21 protein-coding genes are annotated in these 21455 nt (G+C 70.4%); 9 read left to right on the top strand and 12 right to left on the bottom strand.

The window, feature by feature from the left end; genetic code table 11:
• Positions 1-118: 118 nt before the first annotated feature.
• Entirely contained in the window at positions 119-607 is a 489-nt protein-coding gene (locus tag ON36_RS00970; protein ID WP_043646584.1) for a hypothetical protein, read from the bottom strand.
• A gap of 192 nt (positions 608-799) precedes the next feature.
• Between ON36_RS00970 and ON36_RS00975 the strand changes: the two genes are divergently transcribed.
• Both ON36_RS00975 and ON36_RS00980 read left to right on the top strand, forming a co-directional pair.
• Entirely contained in the window at positions 800-1390 is a 591-nt protein-coding gene (locus tag ON36_RS00975; protein WP_043646588.1) for a DUF4282 domain-containing protein, read from the top strand.
• 160 nt (positions 1391-1550) lie between these two features.
• The gene (locus tag ON36_RS00980) at positions 1551-2396 is read left to right on the top strand and encodes a helix-turn-helix domain-containing protein (RefSeq protein ID WP_043646592.1); all 846 of its coding nucleotides are present in this window, start codon (positions 1551-1553) and stop codon (positions 2394-2396) included.
• A 43-nt stretch (positions 2397-2439) separates the two neighbouring features.
• Here ON36_RS00980 and ON36_RS00985 read toward each other — a convergent pair whose 3' ends face one another.
• Complete coding sequence (locus tag ON36_RS00985) at positions 2440-2847, bottom strand: MarR family winged helix-turn-helix transcriptional regulator (protein ID WP_043646633.1); 408 nt, start codon at positions 2845-2847, stop codon at positions 2440-2442.
• Between the two features lie 85 nt (positions 2848-2932).
• On the opposite strand from ON36_RS00985, the gene ON36_RS00990 reads away from it, so the two are divergent.
• Positions 2933-4402: an MFS transporter gene (locus ON36_RS00990; RefSeq protein WP_043646593.1), complete on the top strand. Its 1470-nt coding sequence runs from the start codon at positions 2933-2935 to the stop codon at positions 4400-4402.
• Between the two features lie 64 nt (positions 4403-4466).
• On the opposite strand, the gene ON36_RS00995 is transcribed toward ON36_RS00990, so the two are convergent.
• Together ON36_RS00995 and rfbA are read right to left on the bottom strand one after the other, a co-directional pair.
• A complete protein-coding gene (locus tag ON36_RS00995; RefSeq protein WP_043646634.1) occupies positions 4467-5006 on the bottom strand; it encodes a dTDP-4-dehydrorhamnose 3,5-epimerase family protein in 540 nt (179 codons plus the stop codon).
• 17 nt (positions 5007-5023) lie between these two features.
• Complete coding sequence (gene rfbA / locus ON36_RS01000; RefSeq protein ID WP_043646594.1) at positions 5024-5896, bottom strand: glucose-1-phosphate thymidylyltransferase RfbA; 873 nt, start codon at positions 5894-5896, stop codon at positions 5024-5026.
• Positions 5897-6194: 298 nt separating this feature from the next.
• Between rfbA and ON36_RS01005 the strand changes: the two genes are divergently transcribed.
• Positions 6195-7229 carry an alpha/beta hydrolase gene (locus tag ON36_RS01005; protein ID WP_052313518.1) on the top strand — a complete coding sequence of 345 codons (1035 nt, stop codon included), beginning with the start codon at positions 6195-6197 and terminating at the stop codon, positions 7227-7229.
• Positions 7230-7356: 127 nt separating this feature from the next.
• Here the strand turns inward: ON36_RS01005 and ON36_RS01010 are convergent, their stop codons facing one another.
• Complete coding sequence (locus tag ON36_RS01010; RefSeq protein WP_043646596.1) at positions 7357-8058, bottom strand: DUF8020 domain-containing protein; 702 nt, start codon at positions 8056-8058, stop codon at positions 7357-7359.
• Positions 8059-8363: 305 nt separating this feature from the next.
• Between ON36_RS01010 and rfbB the strand changes: the two genes are divergently transcribed.
• On the top strand, positions 8364-9365 hold the full coding sequence (gene rfbB / locus ON36_RS01015) for a dTDP-glucose 4,6-dehydratase (RefSeq protein ID WP_043646600.1): 1002 nt from the start codon (positions 8364-8366) through the stop codon (positions 9363-9365).
• On the opposite strand, the gene ON36_RS01020 is transcribed toward rfbB, so the two are convergent.
• Positions 9366-10904, bottom strand: a complete 1539-nt coding sequence (locus ON36_RS01020; RefSeq protein WP_083884827.1) for a DUF2142 domain-containing protein — start codon at positions 10902-10904, stop codon at positions 9366-9368. It lies immediately after the preceding gene.
• Positions 10901-11875: a glycosyltransferase gene (locus ON36_RS01025; RefSeq protein WP_245557807.1), complete on the bottom strand. Its 975-nt coding sequence runs from the start codon at positions 11873-11875 to the stop codon at positions 10901-10903. The genes ON36_RS01020 and ON36_RS01025 overlap by 4 nt, the downstream gene beginning before the upstream one ends.
• A 119-nt stretch (positions 11876-11994) precedes the next feature.
• Between ON36_RS01025 and ON36_RS01030 the strand changes: the two genes are divergently transcribed.
• The 3 genes from ON36_RS01030 (at position 11995) to ON36_RS01040 (ending at position 15440) form a co-directional block, all read left to right on the top strand.
• Positions 11995-12543 carry a GtrA family protein gene (locus ON36_RS01030; protein WP_245557809.1) on the top strand — a complete coding sequence of 183 codons (549 nt, stop codon included), beginning with the start codon at positions 11995-11997 and terminating at the stop codon, positions 12541-12543.
• A 79-nt stretch (positions 12544-12622) separates the two neighbouring features.
• A complete protein-coding gene (locus tag ON36_RS01035) occupies positions 12623-14521 on the top strand; it encodes a glycosyltransferase (protein ID WP_043646603.1) in 1899 nt (632 codons plus the stop codon).
• A gap of 7 nt (positions 14522-14528) precedes the next feature.
• The gene (locus ON36_RS01040) at positions 14529-15440 is read left to right on the top strand and encodes a GNAT family N-acetyltransferase (RefSeq protein ID WP_043646604.1); all 912 of its coding nucleotides are present in this window, start codon (positions 14529-14531) and stop codon (positions 15438-15440) included.
• 43 nt (positions 15441-15483) lie between these two features.
• On the opposite strand, the gene ON36_RS32470 is transcribed toward ON36_RS01040, so the two are convergent.
• Entirely contained in the window at positions 15484-15903 is a 420-nt protein-coding gene (locus tag ON36_RS32470) for a hypothetical protein (RefSeq protein WP_052313519.1), read from the bottom strand.
• A 498-nt stretch (positions 15904-16401) separates the two neighbouring features.
• Between ON36_RS32470 and ON36_RS01050 the strand changes: the two genes are divergently transcribed.
• Positions 16402-17412 carry a hypothetical protein gene (locus ON36_RS01050; RefSeq protein ID WP_043646605.1) on the top strand — a complete coding sequence of 337 codons (1011 nt, stop codon included), beginning with the start codon at positions 16402-16404 and terminating at the stop codon, positions 17410-17412.
• Here the strand turns inward: ON36_RS01050 and rsgA are convergent.
• From rsgA to wzm, 4 genes are all read right to left on the bottom strand, one after another.
• Positions 17388-18431: a ribosome small subunit-dependent GTPase A gene (gene rsgA / locus ON36_RS01055; protein ID WP_043646608.1), complete on the bottom strand. Its 1044-nt coding sequence runs from the start codon at positions 18429-18431 to the stop codon at positions 17388-17390. The two genes, ON36_RS01050 and rsgA, sit on opposite strands and share 25 nt — an antisense overlap.
• A gap of 206 nt (positions 18432-18637) precedes the next feature.
• A complete protein-coding gene (glfT1, locus tag ON36_RS01060) occupies positions 18638-19621 on the bottom strand; it encodes a galactofuranosyltransferase GlfT1 (RefSeq protein ID WP_245557811.1) in 984 nt (327 codons plus the stop codon).
• A complete protein-coding gene (gene wzt / locus ON36_RS01065; RefSeq protein WP_043646611.1) occupies positions 19618-20433 on the bottom strand; it encodes a galactan export ABC transporter ATP-binding subunit Wzt/RfbE in 816 nt (271 codons plus the stop codon). The genes glfT1 and wzt overlap by 4 nt, the downstream gene beginning before the upstream one ends.
• A 14-nt stretch (positions 20434-20447) precedes the next feature.
• On the bottom strand, positions 20448-21275 hold the full coding sequence (gene wzm / locus ON36_RS01070) for a galactan export ABC transporter permease subunit Wzm/RfbD (protein ID WP_052313521.1): 828 nt from the start codon (positions 21273-21275) through the stop codon (positions 20448-20450).
• Positions 21276-21455 lie beyond the last annotated feature (180 nt).

Raw genomic sequence — 21455 nt, forward strand, 5'->3', positions numbered from 1 at the left:
CGTCCCGGCCGTCCCAGAGAAAAGCCACCCGAGACAAGGTGCCGAAGGCACGAGTATCGGGTGGCTTTCCGCTGGGACACAGGAGGCCGGGACCCGAGCGCGTCAGCGCTCGAGAAACTCAGCAGGCGACGGTCAGGCGGGTCTTGCCGCGGGCGGCGCGGGCGGCGGCGGCGCGGACGCCCGCGGCGATGGCCACGACGGGCGGGACCCAGCGGGCCTCGGACGGGGCGACACCCCAGGAGGCGTTGCCGGTCGGCAGCAGGGTGGGGGGCAGCGGGATGCTGTCACCGTCGGTGTGCACGGTGACGCCGGCCTCGCGCATGGCGGCGATCGCCATGGTGGCCTTGGCGACGCCGGTCACCAGGTGGATCTCGCGACGCTCCTGGCCGGGGATCTCGATGACCGGGCCGGTCAGGTCGTTGGCGCGCAGGAAGCGGCGCACCGAGGCGGCCAGCTCACCGGTGACCTCGATGGCGGCGATGTTCTCGTCGGTGATCAGGCACAGGCCGTTGGCCGTTTCGGCGACCGTCCATCCACGCTCGGCGTAGTCCTGCATGGCGGCTGCCGTCTCGGCGGCCGATGCGGTGGTCGGAAACGTCGTACGCACTGTTCTTCTCCATTCCCCGGTTAGATCAGTTCCTGCATCCATGCACGTATCGACGCGGGGTGGTCGAGTTGTTACACATCTCCGAAAAAACTTCTCGGGTGTTGTGCTCGTCTCACGTGCCGAGATTCCGCTATCAGTGCTGTGGGCGGTGACCAGTTGGCCGGGACCCCGAAACGGGGCAGGATTGCGGCTATGACCGATGCGCCGGGCGGGGCGGTGCCCGCCGACGAGGACGCCGACGAGTACGAGACCGAAACCCGTTGGCTCACCTGGAGGGAGGCCGCGGGGTCGCGCGCGGCCCGGCGGTCCGCGGGGGAGGCGGACGCGGCGCAGGACGCCGAGGAGATCGAGGACCCGTTCCGGAGCAGGCGCGCGTTCCGCGAGTGGAGCGTGGAGTCGGCCCGCTCGCTGCTCGACGTGCAGTTCCGCAGGCCGGCCACCCGCACGCTGCTGCCCCTCGCCTATGTGCTGAGCGTGGCGAGCTTCGGGATCGGCCTGCCGATCGTGCTGGTCGTGCTGGCCTGGAAGGCGTCGGTGCTGCTCGGCATCCTGGCCGCGCTGGTCGCGATCCCGCTCGGCGTCACCTTCGCTGCCGCGGTCCGGCTGATGCTCGAGTTCGCCGACAACGCGGCGCTGCTGGCGCGGCGCGTCGAGCACATCAGCGACCTGGCCGACGATCTGTTCCAGGCGCTCTCGGACGTGGCCGAACCGGTCAACCAGCTGTCCGAGGACGTGCGGGCCGTGCAGTTCTGGCGATACCGAAAGAAGAGCTCCCGCAAGTAGTTACGGTGCGCGGGAGGCGTACCCGCCGGCCGGGCCGGGACTGGGCGGCGGGGAACACGCTGTGAAACAATCCGTTCGTGTACCTGGAAAATTTCAGGTGCGGCAGGGCGGTCTCCGAAAGTGTGTGGGGAGACCGAGTGTGACAGAGCAGGGGGGAAGTATGGCTTCACCGCAGGGCACCACTGGTTCGACGATGCCGCGCAGGCAGCTCGGCAGGCGGTTACGCGATCTGCGCAACCGGGCCAAGATGACGACCAGGACCGCGGCGCAGCAGTTGGAGTGGTCCGAGGCCAAGATCTGGCGGATCGAGACGGGGCAGACCTCGCTGCGCAGCCTGGATGTGGAGGCGATGTGCAAGGTCTACGGCGCGCCCGCCGAGCAGGTGGCGCCGCTGGCCGCGCTGGCCAAGGAGACCAAGTCCAGGGGCTGGTGGACGGGGTACGCCGATGTGATCCCGGAGGGGTTCGAGGTCTACATCGGTCTCGAGGAGGCGGCGGCCGGGCTCTCGGTGTACGAGGACGGCCTTGTGCCGGCGTTGCTGCAGACCGAGGAGTACACCCGGGCGCTGCTCGAGCAGTCCGATCCGGGGCTGTCCGAGTCGGCCGTCGAGCGCCGGATCCGGGTGAATCAGGCCAGGCAGGCGCAGCTGACCAGGGCGGATTCGCCGCTGCGCGCGCATGTCGTGCTGGCGGAGTCGGTGCTGCGGCGCGGGATCGGCGGTGAGAAGGTCGAGGCCGGGCAGCGGGCGTGGCTGCGTGAGCTGGCCGAGTTGCCGAACGTGCGCATCGAGCTGATCCCGGTCGACAGCGGGTACCACCCCGGGCTGGAGTCGGGCCGGTTCGTGATCCTCGACTTCGACGTCGAGGGCGCGCTGGAGCAGGCCGAGCCGCCGGTGGTGTACGTGGAGACCTTCGCCGGGCTGGTCTACCTGGACAAGCCCGCCGAGTACGAGCGCTACCGGGCGGTGTTCGCCGACCTGCCCGCGCGGCGGCTGGCCGCCGTCTGACCGGCGGCCCCGGGGGTGCGGCGGTGTGTCGTGCCCCCGGGGTTCAGTCCTGCCAGGACTGGGCGAGGACGGCGCGGTGCGTCGGTAGCGCCTCGTCGTAGACCCGCCTGCCCTTCTCGGTGAGGCAGACGAAGACCGCGCGGCGGTCGTTCTCGCACATGGTGCGCCGGACCAGCCCGTCGCGCTCCAATCGCGCCACGGTGCGCGACAGCGCGCTCTGGCTCAGATGGCTGTCGACGGCCAGATCGGCCATGCGGTAGTCGCCGCAGGCCGCGTCGACCAGCCGGTCGAGCGTCTCGAACTCGCTGAGCCCGATGCGGTGCCTGCCCTGAAGCGCCTTCTCCAGCGCGCAGCTCACGTTCGCATGGCGTGCGAGCAGTTCGCGCCAACGTCCGACCAGCTCGGTGGGCGCTTCGTTGCGCCGAGCGGTTTCGGTGGCCGGGTTCGACATGGCCACATCCTAGTCCTCTGGAATTACTTATGCAAGTGCATCTAATGCGTTGGCATTTAATGCGTGTGCATGTAATGTTCCCGCCATGACATCAACGGCAACGCTCTCGGCCGCCGCCGCGACCGATCCGACCAGGTGGTCCGCCCGGCTCTGGGGCATGTTGATCACCCTGTGCATCGTGTTGTTCCTCGACGGCCTCGACGTCTCGATGATCGGCGTCGCCCTGCCGTCCATCGGCGCCGAACTCGACCTGTCCACCTCGACCCTCCAGTGGCTCGTCAGCGGCTACGTGCTCGGCTACGGCGGCCTGCTGCTGCTGGGCGGGCGCACCGCCGACCTGCTCGGCCGCCGCCGGGTCTTCCTGATCGCGCTGGCCGTGTTCGCCGTCGCCTCGCTGGCGGGCGGCCTGGTCAGCTCCGGGCCCCTGCTGATCCTGACCCGCTTCGTCAAGGGCCTCGCCGCCGCCTTCACCGCGCCGACCGGCCTGTCGATCATCACCACCAACTTCGCCGAAGGTCCCGCCCGCAACAAGGCGCTCTCGATCTACACCGTCTTCGGCGCGGGCGGCTACTCCATGGGCCTGCTGTTCGGCGGCCTGATGACCGGCGTCGGCTGGCGCTGGACCTTCCTGCTGCCGGTCCCGGTGGCCCTGGCCGCCCTGGTCGCGGCCTGGTTCCTGGTGCCCAAGGACAAGGGCGCCGAGGAGGGCGGCCACGATCTGCTCGGCGCGCTGACCTCCACCGCGGGCATGCTGCTGCTGGTCTACACCGTCGTCACCGCCCCCGAGGTCGGCTGGACCTCGGTGCGCACCCTGGGCTCCTTCGCCGCGGTGATCGCGCTGTTCGTCGCGTTCGTGCTGGTCGAGCAGCGGGTCGCGCACCCGCTGATCCGTCTCGGCATCCTGCGCAAGCTGTCGCTGGTTCGGGCGGCGCTCGCCATCGTCGCGGTGGCCGGTTCCTACTTCAGCTGGCAGTTCATCGTCACCCTCTACACCCAGGACTCGCTCGGCTGGTCGCCGCTGGAACTGGCGATGGCGCTGCTGCCGGTCGGCGTACTGGTGGTCGGCTCGGCATTCTTCTCCGACAAGCTGGTCGACCGCTTCGGCACCGGCCCGGTCATCGGCGTCACCCTGACCGTCATGGCGATCGGCTACCTGCTGTTCCTGCGGATCGACACCTCGCCGTCCTACCTGACCATGTTCCTGCCCGCGCTGCTGCTGATCGGCATCGGCTGGGTCGGCTTCCCCGCCATCAACATCCAGGCCACCAACGGCATCGATGACGAGGAACAGGGGCTGGCGGCCGGTGTGCTGCAGACCGGCATGCAGGTCGGCGCGGCCATCGTGCTCGCGGTGACCACCGCCATCGTCACCTCCGGCGCCCACGGCGACGGTTCGCCGCAGGCCATGCTCGACGCCTTCCGGCCCGGCCTCGAGTTCGCGGCGGGCGTCGCGATCGTCGGCGCGCTGATCGCCCTGCTGGCCTTCGTGCCCCGCTTCCGCGAGGACAAGCCGGCCGTTGCGGCGCCCGACCGGGAGGTCGAGCTGGTCGGCTGACGTCACCGGGAGCCGAGCCGAGCCGCCCCGCCCGCGACCCACGCGGGCGGGGCGGCGCGTTTCGTCAGCGGCCGGGGAAGGGCGGCGCCACCTGGTCCTTCGCGGAACGGATGTAGGTCAGCGGGCTGCCGTCGCGGCCGACGGTCGGCCAGTCGATGCCGAGGCGGGCGTCGAAGGCGTCCATGTCGTGGTCGTGTTCGGGGGAGTACTCCAGCGAGCACAGGTAGGTGACCGTCGAGCGGTCCTCCAGCGAGAGGATCGCGTGCCCGAGCCCCTCGGAGAGGAAGACCGAGCGGCGGTCGACGTCGTCGAGCAGGACGCTGTCCCACCGGCCGTAGGTGGGGGAAGCGGGCCGCAGGTCGACCACGACGTCGAGGAAGGCCCCGCGGACGCACGTGACGTATTTCGCCTGGCCCGGCGGGTCGTCGGTGTAGTGGATGCCGCGCAGCACCCCCGCGGCCGAGACCGAGGTGTTCACCTGGCGCAGATCCAGCGGGCGGCCGGTCGCCTTCTCGAACTCCGAGGCCTTGAACGACTCGCAGAACATGCCGCGGTCGTCGCCGAGCAGGCGCGGGGTGACCACCCAGGCGCCGGGCACGGCCATCTCCTGGATCAGCACCGTCACCAGTCTTTCCCGCGCTCGATCAGGTCGAGCAGATAGCGGCCGTAGCCGGAGCGGACCATCGGGGCGGCCAGGGCGGCGAGCTGGTCGTCGTCGATGAGGCCGCGCCGCCACGCGACCTCCTCGGGCACGCCGATCTTCAGGCCCTGCCGTTCCTCGATGGTGCGCACGTAGTTGGCGGCGTCGAGCAGCGAGTCGAAGGTGCCGGTGTCGAGCCAGGCGGTGCCGCGGGCGAGCACGTCGACGTGCAGCAGTCCGCGCTCGAGGTACGCGCGGTTGATGTCGGTGATCTCGTACTCCCCGCGCGCCGACGGCCGCAGCCCGTGCGCGATCTCGACCACGGAGTTGTCGTAGAAGTACAGCCCGGGGATGGCGTAGTTCGAGCGCGGCCGCTTGGGCTTCTCCTCGATGGAAACCGCCTTGCCGTCGACGAATTCGACCACGCCGTAGGCGGTCGGGTCGCTGACCCAGTAGGCGAAGACCGCCCCGCCCTCCAGCGTGTGGAAGCGCTCGAGGCTCGCGCCGAGGCCGGGGCCGTGAAAGATGTTGTCGCCGAGCACGAGGGCGACCGAGTCGTCGCCGATGTGCTCGGCGCCGAGCACGAACGCGCGGGCGAGGCCGTCGGGTTCGGGCTGGACGCGGTAGCTGATGGTGACGCCGAACTGGCTGCCGTCGCCGAGCAGGCGGCCGAAGGCGTCGGCGTCCTCGGGGGTGGTGATGACGAGGATGTCGTCGATGCCGGCCAGCATGAGGGTGGACAGCGGGTAGTAGACCATCGGTTTGTCGTAGACCGGGACGAGCTGCTTGCTCACCCCGCGCGTGATCGGGTGCAGCCGCGAACCGGTGCCGCCCGCCAAGATGATTCCGCGCATGGGGGGAGTCTATGGGCGGCGGCCGTTTCCGGGGCGGCTGGGTGGCGGGGCGCAGGTCGCGGCCGTGGGACGGGTGGGGCCGGTGGGGCCCGCGGGGGCCGTGACGATCACCCGGCGGCGCCGGGCAGCCAACGATCCGGTCACGGCACGTTTCGGAGTAGTGCCTCTGTGGCGATAACTGTTGCGTGGATCACTTCGGCATGGTTGTGTGAAACGCCTCTGTGTTAGATGTCAGCGTCGACGTCTCGCCGGTTCACCGGACAGGCTCGACGCGCCCGGCTGTAAAGGTAGGTGCGCGATGGGAGTCCCGAAGATCGGCATTGCCCCCGTTCCCGTGGTGCGGAGCACGCCCGTCGTTCCCGAGGAACGCATGGTCGTCAAGTCGCTGCGGACCAGTACCTCCTCGCGGCTGGTGATGGCCGCCTGCCTCGGCGTGGTCGGCCCGCTGCTGCGCACGGCGCCCATCAACCACACCACCATCCCGATCGCCGCGGCCGCCGTCCAGGCGCTGTCGCACCTGATCCCCGAACCGCAGGGCATCGACCGCGAGAGCGTCGACATGGGCGCCTTCCGGATGGAGATCGTGCGGCCCGCCGGTGGCTCGCGCGCGCTGCGGCACGGCGCGATCCTGTACTTCCACGGCGGCGGGTTCGCCGTCTGTGGCCTGCGCACGCATCGCGGGGTCGCGGCGAGCCTGGCCCGCCGGACCGGGCTGCCGGTCGTCAACGTCGAGTACCGCCAGATGCCGACCTGCGGCATCGACAACTCGATCGAGGACTGCATCCTGGCCTACCGCTGGCTGCTGCGGCACGGCGCCGAACCGGGCCGGATCGTCTTCGCGGGCGATTCGGCGGGCGGGTTCCTGACCTTCGCCACCGCGCTGCGCGCCCGGGAGATCGGGCTGCCGCTGCCCGCGGGCCTGGTCGGCCTCAGCGCCCTGCTCGACCTGGACCACGCGGCCAAGGCCGACTACGTCAACGCCGGCCGCGACGCCTACATCCCGGTCCGCGGCGTCGAGGCCGTCGTGCGCCTCGGCGCGGCGGTGGACGGCGTCGTCGACCCGAAGCTGTCCCCGGTCAACGGCGACCTGGCCGGTCTGCCGCCGGTCCTGCTCATCGCCGCGGAGGACGAACTGCTGCGCTACGACACCGAACTCATGGCCCATCGCCTCACCGCCGCCGGCGTGCCGGTCCAGGTGGAGCTGTGGCGGGGCCAGGTACACGCCTTCATGAGTTTCGTGCCGACCATGCCCGAGAGCCGCGCCGCGCTCGGCCGGGTCGCCCGGTTCGTCCGCACCGCGCTCGAGCCCGCCCAGCGGGCCCGCACCGCCTGAGGCGCGTCGCCGCGTTCGGCTCGAGGGGTCTTGACCACGGTCGGCCTGACGAGTCGGGTCGCGCGCCCGGCGGCACAAAAATGCCCCGTCCGTAGCCGGACGGGGCATTTTCTGGGCTACCTGCCGATTACTTGGCGGGCGCGGTGAAGGGAGCGGTGGTGGTGGCGAAGTACTGGATCGCCGCGGCGATGGCGACCGGCGCGGTGATGAAGATCTGGCCGAGCAGGGTGCCGAGGAAGCCGACACCGGCGGCGCCGACGACGCAACCCGCGATCGGGCCCGCACCGAACAGGGCGAGCAGGACGCCGGTCGCGACGAGGCCGGCAGCGGCGCCCGCGACGCAGCCGATGGCCGCACCGGAGAGGCCACCGACCAGGGTGCCGATGGTGGCGCCCACGCTGATGGTGTCCTTCAGGCGGTTGAACGCGGCGACCTCACGGTCGTACTCGCTCTTCCAGGGAGCCTGGTTCTCGTAGGGCAGGGCGACCGGCTTGTAGACGGCCTGCGAGGCGTCCAGCACGGGGGTCAGGGTGGCGGTGTTGCCGGCGATGTCGGCGGCGATGGGCAGCTCGAAGTCGTCGATGCGGTACTTCAGCTCGGCGCCCTTGACGGTCTCGCCGTTGGCGGCCTTGATCTTCAGCGCGCCGTCCTCGACGACCAGCGAGCCGGAGTCGATGGTGATGATGGCCTTGCTGTCGTCGACGACCTTGGCCTCGTAGTTGATAGGGGCGGCGGCCTCGGCGACGGGCTCGGCGTGCACGGTACCGGCGGTGACGCCCATGGCGGCGATCAGCAGCGCCGAGGTGGCGGCGAATTTCCTCATCTGCATTTTGATAGAACCTCGAAGGTAGAGCGTTCGGAGGGGACCCGCAGATACAAATCGGTCCTCGCTAACGCCCGGTGAACCAGCTGTGACCACGTATTCAAATTTTGTTCACCATGAGTACTTCCATTCCGGTGCGGAGCCGGAAACCTGGGCAAAGACCCGCTTTTTACAGGGAAAACTCGACCCCAGGTCTTAACCTACCGGGCGGTGATGTGGCGGAGGTCACAGCATCCGCGGCGCATTTTCGCCGCCTTCCGGCCGCTTCCCCCGGCGCCGGGCGGCCCTTCCGGCCACGTATCGTTGCCCATGTGCGAGTGCTCGTCACCGGCGGAGCCGGGTTCATCGGTGCCAATTTCGTCCAGCAGACGGTCGCGGAACGTCCCGACGTCGCGGTGACCGTGCTCGACGCGCTCACCTACGCGGGTAACCGGGCGTCGCTGGACCCCGTCGCCGACCGCATCGATTTCGTGCACGGCGATATCGCCGACCTCGACCTCGTCGACCGCCTCGTCGGCGACGCGGACGCCGTCGTCCATTTCGCCGCCGAATCGCACAACGACAACTCCCTGGCCGACCCGTGGCCCTTCGTCCAGACCAATATCGTCGGCACCTACTCGCTGCTGCAGGCCGTCCGCCGCCACGACGTGCGCTATCACCACGTCTCCACCGACGAGGTCTACGGCGACCTCACCCCGGCCGACCCCCGTTTCACCGAATCCACCGCCTACAACCCGTCGAGCCCCTATTCGGCGACGAAAGCGGGCAGCGATCTGCTCGTGCGCGCCTGGACCCGGTCCTTCGGTGTGCGCGCGACCCTGTCCAACTGCTCCAACAACTACGGGCCGTACCAGCACGTCGAGAAATTCATTCCGCGCCAGATCACCAATCTCATCGACGGCGTGCGCCCCCGGCTCTACGGGCGCGGCCACCAGGTGCGCGACTGGATCCACGTCGACGACCACAACCGCGCGGTCTGGGACGTGCTCGAGCGCGGCCGGATCGGGCAGACCTACCTCATCGGCGCCGATGGGGAGCTCGACAACCGCACCGTCATCGAGCTGCTGCTCGAGGCGTTCGGCCGCGACCGCGACGACTTCGACCACGTCACCGACCGGCCCGGCCACGACCAGCGGTACGCCATCGACGCCAGCCTGCTGCGTTCGGAACTGGGCTGGTCGCCGCGCTATTCGGATTTCCGGGCCGGCCTCGCCGACACGATCGCCTGGTATCGCGCCAACGAATCCTGGTGGCGCCCGGCGAAAACGGTCACCGAGAAGGCGTACGCGGCCGCCGGGGAGAAAATCCTCTGATCAGCCCCAGACCACCGTGTAATAGGTGGCCGCCGCCGCGACGAGCGCGAACACCGACGCGCTCACCACGGTGATCGCGGTGCCGCGGGACGGCGTGTTTCCCGCGGCGTCGGTCAGGCGCAACGGAATCCAGCGCGCCAGCACCGCCATCCCGAGGATGGCCAGCGGCACGAAATAGCGGCCCTGCACGCCGTCGATGATGTAGAAACCCACCGGCGTGAACGACATGAACAAAGTCACGTAGATCATCGCCACGCTGGCCAGCACGGTCAGCGCGACGATCAGGGTGCGGCGGAATGTCGCGCCTGCCGCCGGCATCCGTTCGGCGATACCGAAACTCACCGCGAACGCGATCAGGCAGGCCAGCATCGAAATCGCGGGCACGTCGACGTACGCGAAACCGAGTTCGCCGAAGAACTGGTTGAACCAGCGGTGGTCGCGCAGCGCGATGCTCTCGCCGAAGGTGTGCAGGAATTCCAGCGGATCGGTGAGCACGCCCTTCAGCTGCTCGCCGGGACGCACCGAATGCCACTGGTGCGGCGGGCGCATGAGGCCCATCCCCTCACCCGTCGGCGCGGCCACCTTCGTCCACGCGAGGAACAGCAGGCCACCGAGCGCGGCCACCGCCCACGGCACGAGCCGCCACCGCCCGGCGAATCCGAGGCGCTCGGCGGGGATGACCACGACCAGCATCGCGATCAACACGTAGGTCGGCTTGCTCAGCGGCAGCGCGACCGTCGCCGCCAGCAGCGCCGCGGTCTCCGCGACCGGCAGGCGCCGACCGAGGAACAGCGCCTTCACCAGCAGCGCCGAGACCAGGATGGCCAGCGCGTTGGTCAGCGTGTCCGCGGTGACCGTGCCCGCCTGGAACAGCGCGATGGGCAGGACGGCGACGGTGAACACCAGCCACTGGATCCGCGTGCCGCGCAGCGCGAACAGCGCGAAGCCGACGACGAGGACGTAGGTCAGCAGCCCCGCCAGCCGGGTCAGCAGGAACAGCGACCCGACGTCGAGGCCGAGGGCCTGGCCGAGCCGGATGCCGACGGCGGCGGGCACGTACGGGACCGGCGAGTAGGCGGCGGTGTTGGTGAACCACATCGTCTTGGTCGCGTCGGTGACCTCCGCCGCGCCGAGCCGGTCGTAGGCGCCGGGGTCGGCCACCATGGCGTCGGGCTCGTCGGGGTTCTCGCGGTAGTCGCGGAAGGCGTAGTCCATGAGCGTGTCCACGCTGACCGGGATCTGGCCGCCGTAGGCGACCGCGCGGTCGTCGGGGATCTGCTGCGGGAACACCCCGCCGTGCGCCACCTGGTAGGCGCGGCCGAACTGGGTGATCTCGTCGTGGCCCCAGAAGGCGGGCGTGAGCACCGCCCACAGTGCGCCGAAGATCGTCGCGACCAGGGCGAAGACGACGGTGGCCGTGCCGAGCCGCGAGGTCAGCGGGCGCACCGGCGCCACGAGCTTGTCGAACCGGGACGAACCGTCCTGCGCTGCCGCCGGTTCGGGCTGGGCGGTGGCAGCGTCGGTGGCGGTCGTCGTCACCGGGGGTCCCCGGCCGGCCGCAGGTCCTCGGCGCCGACCGCCGAATAGCGCAGGTAGATCAGGCGGGCCGCCTCGTGCCGGGACCGGCGGATGCCGTCGAGGATCAGCCCCGCGGTCCAGGCCAGGCTGCCGAGCAGCAGCAGCGTGAACGCCAGGAACAGCGTCGGGAACCGCGGCACGGTGTGGGTGTTGTAGAACTCGACCAGGATCGGGATGGTCAGCACGATCGAGATCAGCCAGGCCAGCGTGCCGAACAGGCCGTAGAACGCCACCGGGCGCTCGTGCCGGGCGAGGCCGATGATCAGCGCGAGGATCTTGCTGCCGTCACGGTAGGTACGCAGTTTCGACTCGCTGCCCGCGGGGCGATCGCGGAAGCCGACCGCCACCGCGGTCTGCGGCACCCGCAGGTGCAGCGAGTGGACGGTCAGCTCGGTCTCGATCTCGAACTCGCGCGACACCGCGGGGAAGCTCTTCACGAAGCGCCGGGAGAAGACACGGAAACCGCTCAGCATGTCCTCGACGTTCTCGCCGAACACCTTCCCGACGACCCCGTTGAGGACCTTGTTGCCGGTCTCGTGGCCGCTGCGGTAGGCGTTGGCGTCCTCGTCCTGCTTGCGCACGCCGAGCACGTGGTCGTAGGGGCCCGACAGCAGCGTCTCGATCATCTGCGGCGCGGCGGACGCCTCATACGTGTCGTCGCCGTCGATCATCAGATAGACGTCGGCCTCGATATCGGCGAAGGCCCGGCGCACGACATTGCCCTTGCCCTTGGTGTTCTCGAATCGCACGATCGCGCCCGCCTCGCGCGCCCGCTCGGCGGTCCGGTCGGTGCTGAGATTGTCGTAGACGTACACCACGATTCCCGGCACGGCGGCCTTCAGGTCGGTGACGACCTTGGCGACCGCCGCCTCTTCGTTGTGGCACGGGACGACGGCGGCAATGCGAAGCTCGGTGGAGTCCACCCGGGTCATTCCTCGGTGTAGGCGTGAAGGGATCACCCGGCAGGCTACAGGGTCCGTGCGGCGTCGGCGCGCCCGCGTCGCGACCCCTTCGGGCCGCCGCGCGACGGGTGGGGTTGTAGCGTGACGGGGTGTCGCAGTCCGATCCCCCGCTCGCCGCCCCCGTGCCCGTCGGCACGCCGTCCACGCTGGTGGGGAAGGTGCTCGAGGGGTTGCGGCAGGGCGCGGCGTTCCTGGTGGTCGGCGCCGTCGGATTCCTCGTCGACGCGGGCACCTACAACCTGCTCGTCTTCTGGGACGGCGGACTGTCCTGGGGCGAGGGTGTGCTGTACCACTCGCCGCTGGCGGCCAAGATCATCGCGATCGGTGTGGCCACGGTGGTCACCTACTTCGGCAACAAGTGGTGGACCTTCTCGCACAAGCAGGGCGGCAGCCCGGCGCGCGAATATGTGCTCTACGCGCTGTTCAATGTCATCGCGATCGCATTGCAGCTCGGCTGCCTCGGCTTTTCCCGCTATGTGCTGGATCTGTCGAGCCCGCTCTCGGACAATATCTCCGGCACGCTGATCGGGCAGATCGTCGCGGTGGTGTTCCGCTATTGGGCCTACGACAAATTCGTCTTCACCGGAAGCGGGGCGGACCAGGCACAACACGCGCGGACGGAGCCGGGGGCTCACTGACGGCGCGCGGGCCGTCCGCGATTGATATTCTCACCCCCGCCCGCTGGCGCGTACGCATTCGAGTGATTTCGAGGACTTCATGGAGCAGTCGGCTACCCAGGCCGTGACCGGATCGAACGAGGGTACGGTGTCCGCACCGGCCACGCTGACCGATGGGCACGCCGCTCCGGACCGGCTCGTGCTCGCGCGCGGCATCTTCACCGGCCCGTCGGCGAAGGTGAGCGACGAGCTCTACGCGGTCGTCAAGGGCGGCGCCGCGGTGCGCGAACGGCTGTCGCTGCGGCTGCCCAAGGGGGCGACGGCCCACACCAACACCTACTTCGGCCGGTTCGCCGCGAGCTACTGGCAGCGCTGGACCACCGTCACCGAGGTCAGGGCCTCGGCCGCGCTCGAGGTCGGCGGCAAGGCGCGGGTGCGCCTGGTCGCCTCCGACATCGCGGGCCACCGCCGCATCATCGACACCGTCACGGTGACCGCCAGCGGCGTGGTCAGCCTGACCGCCCCGCTCGACCAGTACGTCGACGGCGGCGCGCTGTGGCTGGAGTTCGACGCCGTCGGCGGCGACCTCGGCGTCACGGCGCTGACCTGGACCGCGCCCGCCCCGGAGACCCTGCGCCCGGTCGCGATCGCCATCTGCACCTTCAACAGGGCCGCCGACTGCGCCGAGACCGTCGCCGCGCTGGCCTCGGATCCGACCGTGCTCGGCCTGATCGACGCGGTGTACGTGGTCGACCAGGGCACCGACCTGGTCGAGGACCGCCCGACGTTCCAGCAGGTCCGCCCCGCGTTCGGCGACAAGCTGCGCTACATCCGCCAGCCCAACCTCGGCGGCGCGGGCGGTTTCACCCGCGGCCTGTACGAGGTGTCGGCCACGAACGAGCACGCCGACGTCATCCTCATGGACGACGACATCCTCTGCGAGCCCGAGACCGTGCTCCGGTTGCAGGCGTTCGCCAACCTGACCGTCGAGCCCACCCTCGTCGGCGCGCAGATGCTGTTCCTCCTCAACCCCGACTACCTCAACGTCGGCGCGGAGGAGGTGCACCTGCACGAGCTCAAGCACGGCCAGAAGGTGCCCAAGGCGCTGCGCAACACCTCCATGCTCAAGAAGAACCAGGAGCGGCGCGTCGACGCGGGCTACAACGCCTGGTGGACCTGCCTGATCCCGGCCGAGGTGGTCCGCGAGATCGGGCTGCCCGTCCCGATCTTCTTCCAGTGGGACGACGTCGAGTACGGCATCCGCGCCCGCGAGCACGGTTTCGTCACCGTCACCCTGCCCAACGCGGCGGTGTGGCACGCGGACTTCTACTGGAAGGACTACGACGACTGGGCGCGCTACTTCAGCACCCGTAACTCGCTCATCGTCGGCGCCCTGCACGCCGATCTCGACGCGAAGTCGATCACCAGGGAGTTCTTCCGCTACATCGCCGAGCACCTGGTCGGCATGCAGTACGGGCTGGTGCACACCACGCTGCAGGGCATCGAGGACTTCATGAAGGGCCCGCAGGTGCTGCGCGACGGCGGCATCGCCGCGCTCGCCTCGGCCCGCACCAGCCGCGCCGACTACGCCGAGACCATCAAGCACCCGGCCGCGACGCCGCCGGTGAACTCGGCCGACATCCAGATCCGGCGCGCGGGCGGCGAGCCGAGCCGGATCACCCTCGTGCTCATCAAGCGGGCGATCACCCAGTGGACCGGCCGCACCCAGCACGGCCTGATCGGGGTCACTCGCGAGGACGCGCACTGGTGGCACGTCGGCCTGTTCGACCACGTGGTGGTCACCGACGCCTCCCAGTCGGGCGTGCGCGTGCGCCGTCGCGACAAGGCCCGCGCCCGCGCCCTGCTGATCCGCACCTACCGCACGCTGCGCAAGCTGCGCCGCGAGCTGCCCGCGTTGCAGGCGCAGTACCGGGCCGCCGTGCCCGAGCTGACCAGCCGCGCCAACTGGGCCCGGCTGTACGGGATCGACGCCGACTGACGCCGGCGTGACCCGCGCACTGCGGCCCGCCACCGCCGCCGACGCGGAGGCGCTGGGCGGGCTGCTCTCCGAACTGCACGCGCACTACGGGAAGTCGTGGCCGGCCGTGGTCCAGGTACGGCTGCACAGGGCCTGGTTCCCCGGCGGCGAGGTGGCGCGGCCCGCGCCGCTGCTCGTGCTCGACGACGACGTGCCGGTCGGGTTCGCGGTATACGGGCCGCCGAGTACCTACGGGGGATCGGTCGGCCCGATCCGGATCACGGAGTTCGGCGTCGCCGGGTCGGCGCTGGGCACCGGCGTCGGCGCGGCGCTGTACTCCCGGCTCGAGCGGATCGCGGCCGAGCTGGGGAGCCGACTCGAGGCGCCGGCTCAGGCCGACCCCGACGTCTTCGTGACCGTGGAGCGGTATGTCCACCCGAGCCTGATCGATCTCGAGCGGGAGCGGGCGGACGCGGCCCGGTGGGCGGACCTGCGCGCGCTGTGCGCCGACAAGGGCTGGCCCCCACCCCGATACACCAACCTGTGGAAGACCTACGTCGACCACCGGCATGGCGACCTGCTCGCCGAGGGCGAGGTGCCGTTCGTGGAGCTGTCCGACGGACGCCTCGTCACGGCCCGCTTCCGTACGATCTGGAAGGACGACCGTTACCTCGGCCCCGACGCCGTGACCGGATGGTCATTGGCACTGGCCGATTCGGCGCTGCGCTCCCTCGGCGCGCTGAGCATCGAGTTCGGCTGGTCCCTCGCGACGAAGCGGCCCGCCGTCGCCGTGCGCGGCGACGACGGCATCGAATCGGTGACCTACCCCTTCTACGAGGGCAGCCACTTCGGGTCGTCGTCGGGCACGGTGACCTACCGGATCGATCCCCTCGCAGGCACGGTGGCGTGCCGGGAGGACCTGACCTTCGAGCGCGACTGACCCGGCGCGGGGGCGAAACCGCGACCCCCGCACCGGGTCCCGCTCACATCGAGCCTGCCACCGCCAGCACGATGCTCAGCAGCACGATCACCAGCGGCAGTGCCATGAGCGCGATCATCAGCGGCATGCCCGGCGTCTTCTGCGGCACCGGCCCGATGGCGCCGTTGAAGAACATCGCGGCGGGCGAGCGGTAGTAGACCCGGGCGCCGGGCCCGTCGGTCACGACCACCTGCGTCTGCGCGGGACCCATATCGATCAGCCACGGCGTCACCACGCGCACGTGATACTGGCCCGGCCCCACCGGAATATGGGTCGGCCCCCACTGCGCGTGCGGCACCGGTTGGCCGTTGAGGAAGATCTTCGGCTTCACCAGCGCGAGCATGAACGCCAGCGGGAAATAGGACGCGTCCACCGTCAGCCCGGGCGGCGCGGGCTCGCCCGCCGCGCCCCGCGGCCCGCTCACCTGCGACCCCTGCGGATGACCCGGCTGGGGATGGCCGGGCGAACCCGGCTGCCCCCCGAACCCCTGGGCCGCGCCGGGGGACGCCTGTGCATAACCCGGCTGCGGGATGTTCGGCGAGCTGTAGGGACTCGACGATCCGGGCTGCGGGAAGTTCGGTGCGCTGTAGGGGCTCGATGACCCAGGCTGCGGCAGGTTCGGTGTGCTGAACGGGCTCGACGATCCAGGCTGCGGAATCCCCGGCGAACTGTAGGGGCTCGCCGACCCCGGCTGCGCATTACCCGGGTAGCTGTGAGCGTTCGGCGATCCGGGCTGCGGAATCCCCGGCGAGCTGAACGGGTTTCCCGCCGCCGCGCCCGGCTGGGCGTAGCTGGGCTGGGGGATGCCCGGCGAGCTGTACGGGCTCTGCGTCGGCAGACCCGGCGAACTCGGGGGCGCCTGGATCACACCGCCCTGACCGGGCGCGGGGGACGCCTGTGCATAACCCGGCTGCCCGCCGGCGTGACCACCGAACCCCGGCCCGCCCTGTGGATGACCCGCCTGGCCGCCACCGAACTGCCCCTGGGCCGCCCCGGCCTGGGGATGACCCGGCGACGAAAGCCCGCCGCCGAACGGCTGCCCCAGCCCCGCGCCACCCGGAGCCGGCGCGTATCCCGCGCCGGGCTGCCCGGTCGCACCGTATCCTGCTCCCGGCTGACCCGGCTGACCCGGCTGACCCGGCTGACCCGGCTGACCCGGCTGACCCGGCTGACCCGGCTGACCCGGCTGACCCGGCTGACCCGGCTGACCGCCGAACCCCACGTCGGCGGGCTGCCCGAAAGAGCCGTTCCCCGCGTCGGGCCGGCCGGCGTGCGCCTGACCGAACGCCGCACCCGGCTGCCCGAATCCGCCACCCGCGTGCGGCTGACCGAACCCCGCGCCTGCCGGCGCCTCACCGAACCCACCACCCGGCTGCGGCTGGCCCGACCCGCTACCCGGTTGCGCCTGGCCGAACCCACTACCCGGTTGCGGCTGCCCGAACCCGTCACCCGGCCGCGCCTGCCCGAACCCGCCACCCTGTTGCGCCTGGCCGAACCCACTACCCGGTTGCGGCTGACCGAACCCGCCACCCGGCCGCGCCTGCCCGAACCCGCTGCCGTCCTGCCGGCCCGGTCCGCCGGGCTGTCCGAAGCCCGCGCCCGGCTGCGGGCTGCTGGCGTCGGGCCCACCGGAAGCGCCACCCGGCTGGGGCCGGCCCGGTGTGTCGAACCACGATCCCGGCTGCGCGCCCTGGCCCGGCCTGCCCGGGACGTTCCCGTCCTGCGGGCGCCCACCGGGAGCGTCGGGGCGCCAGGCCCCGCCCTCACCGGACTGCTGCGGTGGCGGAAATCCGCCGGATTCGGTCATTCTCGCTCCCAGATAGCCAACAGTGCGTTGCGAACACTATCGCGGGATGTGACGACCGGCGCGGTGAGCACCGGCCGTCACACGGTCGCAAAGAACCTCGCTCAGCGATGTCCTCGTTCGCGGTAGTTGCGGCGCTGGGTGCGGCTGATCTCCTTCCAGACCCGTTGACGTTCGGCGGCCAGCCGCTTGTCGGTGCGGGCGGCCATCCACTCGTTCTCGCGCGCCAGCTTCCGGTAGCTGGTCAGCCTGCGCGGTGTCAGGGCGCCGTCGGCGATGGCGGCCTGCACCGCGCAGCCGGGCTCGGTGTCGTGCGCGCAGTCGGCGAATCGGCAGTCCTCGGAGAGGGATTCGATGTCGGCGAAGGCGCGGCCGATGCCTTCGGCCGCGTCCCACAGGCCGATACCGCGCAGCCCGGGGGTGTCGATGAGCGTGCCGCCACCCGGCAGCGGGCGCAGTTCCCGGTGCACGGTCGTGTGCCGACCCTTGCCGTCGGCCGAGCGCACCGCACCGGTCGCGAAGACCTCCGCGCCGAGCAGCGCGTTGGCCAGCGTCGACTTGCCCGCGCCGGACGGCCCGAGCAAGGCGACCGTCCCCTGCAACAGGGCGGCGAGCACGTCCATCCCGGCGCCGTCGGTGGCGCTGACCGCGACCACCGCCGCGCCGGGCGCCGCCGCGCGCACCTCGTCGAGCGGAAGCCAGGTCGCGGCATCGGCCTTGGTGAGGACGACGACCGGTTGGGCGCCGCTCTCCCAGGTCAGCGCGAGCAGCCGCTCGATGCGGCCCAGGTCGACGTCGCCGTCGGCGGCCGAGCACAGCAGCACGGTGTCGACGTTGGCGGCGAGGACCTGTCCCTCGGAGCGGCCGGACACGGTGGACCGGACGATGGCGGTGCGGCGGGGCAGCAGCTGCCGCACCGCGCCGGTGGCGTCGAGCGCGACCCAGTCACCGGTGCACAGGCCACTGGTCGCGGAATCGGGACGCGGACAGCTCGCGCGGCCGAGGCCGCCGGGGCCGGCGACATCGCATTCGCTGCGATCCATGCGGATCACCCGGGCGGGCACGCAGCCCTCGGGAACGAGCGGGAGGTAGTGCAGAGCTACGGCTTCGGTCCAGCCGTAAGGGACGAGGAGGTCGTAATCGACCATGAGAGAGGATCCTTCGACGGGCGCGAACCCGGCGAGGGGTTCAGCGCGAGGAGATGATGTCCAGGACGAACTCGGCAGGCGCGTACGCGCGCTGCCCGGGCACGGCAATCCGCACGACGGTCATGGACATCCACCTCCTCTTCGAAAGTCGTCTCCGACTCTGCCGCATCCGGGAGGACACGGCAACCGAATTAATCCTCCGGGCCTCAGCCCTTCTTCTGCTCCGGCTTGCCGAACTGCTCGTTGCGGCCGAGCGAGCGCAGCCGGAACCACTCCTTCAGCCCCGCCGGGTCGCGGCGGGTCACCAGGAAGAACCAGGAGAAGCGGATCCACTCCTGCGGCAGCAGCTTCCGCATGCCCGGCTGGGACATGAGATAGCCGCGGTTGCGGTAGGTGAAGTAGCGCTTGACCGGGTCGTCCGGGTACTGGGTGTGCATGCGGCCGCCGAGGATCGGCTTGAACTCGGCCGACCCGTTGGGGTGCAGGTAGGCGGTCTGCAGGCAGGTGCCGAAGGGCAGGCCCGAGCGGACCAGCCTGCGGTGCACCTCGACCTCGTCGCCGCGCACGAACAGGCGCAGGTCGGGGACGCCGATGAGGTCGACGGCCTTGGCCGAGATCAGCGCGCCGTTGAACAGCGAGGCGATACCGGGGAGGAAGTCCTCGTCGCCGAGTTCCGAGCGCAGCCTGCGCCACACCACGCCCCGGCGCAGCGGGAAGGCGAGCCGGTCCGGCTCGTCGATGTCGCAGACCACCGGGGACACCTCGACGAGGTCGTACTTGCGCGCGCACGCGATCAGCGTGGCCAGCACGTCGGGACCGTCGGGGCGGCCGTCGTCGTCGGCCAGCCACACCCAGTCCGCGCCGAGGGTCAGCGCGTGCAGCATGCCGAGCGCGAAACCGCCCGCGCCGCCGAGGTTGTGGCGCGAACCCAGGTAGGTCGCCTCGATCGGCTGCTGGGCGACCAGCTCGGCCACCTCGTCCTCGTTGGCGTTGTCCACCACGATCAGGTGGTCGATCGGCCGGGTCTGCGAGGCGAGCACCTTCAGCGACTCGGCGAGCAGCTCGCGCCGCTTGTGGGTCACCACGACGGCGACGATGCGCGCCGACGGACCGGTCTCGGTGGACAGATCCGCGAGCGTCGCGCCCTCGGGCAGCTCCGCGTCGTCGGGCAGCACGTTCGGTGAACTCATTTAGTGGTCACTGCTTTCGCCTCGGCCTCCATGTCACGCAGCACCTGCGCGACGTGATTACCCGCCTCCGGACCCTCGTACGCGCGGACCACGTCCTCGATCCCGCCGTGTTCGCGCACCTGTCCGTGATCGATCCACAGCGCGGTGTCGCAGAGCTGCGCGAGGAACTCGTTCGAGTGGCTGGCGAAGACCAGGATGCCGGAGCGGGCCACCAGATTCTGCAGGCGCACCCGGGCTTTCTTCATGAATTCCGCGTCGACCGCGCCGATGCCCTCGTCGAGCAGCAGGATCTCGGGGTCGATGGAGGTGACCACGCCCATGGCCAGGCGCACCCGCATGCCGGTGGAGTAGGTGCGCAGCGGCATCGACAGGTACTCGCCGAGTTCGGTGAAGTCGGCGATCTCGTCGATCTTGGCCATCATCTGCTTGCGGGTCTGGCCGAGGAACAGGCCGCGGATGATGATGTTCTCGTAGCCGGAGATCTCCGGGTCCATGCCGACGCCGAGGTCGAACACCGGCGCCACCCGGCCGCGGATCCGCGCGCTCCCCCGGGAGGGCTCGTAGATGCCCGACAGCAGCCGCAGCAGCGTCGACTTGCCCGCGCCGTTGTGGCCGACCAGGCCGACCCGGTCACCCTCCTTGAGCGAGAGGTTGATGTCGCGCAGCGCCTCGACGACCACGACGTCGGAGCTGTTGCGGCCGATCGCGCCGCCCGCCTTGCCGAGGAAGGCCTTCTTCAGCGACCGCGACTTGGCGTCGAAGATCGGGAACTCCACCCACGCCTGATGGGTTTCGATACTCACACGGCTCATCGCGAAGTTCTCTCCTAAACCCAGTACGGCACGCGGGCACGGTACTGCTTCATCGCCAGCACCGCGGCGATCCAGCCGACGGCGGTGATGGCCAGCACGATCACCCAGTGGCGCAGGGCCGAGGGCTCGCCGAGCAGGGGCGCGCGCACGATCTCGAGGTAGTGGTAGGTGGGCACGATCTCGATCAGCCGGGCCCGCTCGCTGAGCTCGCCGGAGGCGTTCTGCAGGGTCTTGGTCGACCACATGACCGGGGTCAGCACGAACAGCATCAGGGTGGTGCTGCCCAGGATGGGCGCGATGTCGCGGTAGCGGGTGGCGAAGATGCCGAACACGATCGAGACCCACATGGCGTTGAGGAACAGCAGGACGACCGCGGGGATCGCCAGCAGCACCGAGGCGTCCAGGTGTTTCCAGATGGAGAACGCCAGCAGCAGCACCAGGTAGATCACCGCGTTGTGCGCGAAGAACAGGAACTGCCGCCACACCAGCCGGTACACGTGCACGCTCAGCGCGGAGGGCAGCTGTTTGATCAGGCCCTCGTTGGCGATGAACACGTCCGAGCCCTCGAGGATCGAGGCGGAGATGACGTTCCAGACGATCAGGCCGACCGTGACGTACGGCAGGTACTCGCTGATCGGCTGATCGAACAGCGTCGCGTACAGCAGACCCATCGCCAGCGCCTGCAGACCCGTCGCGATGGTGATCCAGAACGGGCCGAGCACCGAGCGGCGGTACCGCTGCTTGATGTCCTGCCAACCGAGCGACAGCCACAGCTCCCGCTGGGCGAAGCCGTCGCGCATGTCCTGGAAGGCGCGCTTGAAGGTCTGGGAGTCCGACACCATCGGGGTGCTGCTCAGCAGAGGAGACCCCGCGGTGTCGTCGGACGCCTCGGCGGCCGGGTGATCTCCGGTCGGCTCGATCGGCTGGTCGTCGGGATCCACGGGGCTCTCTTCGGGACGCACGTCACTCGGTCCGGGGACCGAATCGGGGCGAGCGGCAGCACTGGGCACAAGCGCCGAGCC

Source organism: Nocardia thailandica NBRC 100428 (assembly GCF_000308795.1).
In the GTDB taxonomy this organism is placed as follows: Bacteria; Actinomycetota; Actinomycetes; order Mycobacteriales; family Mycobacteriaceae; genus Nocardia; species Nocardia thailandica.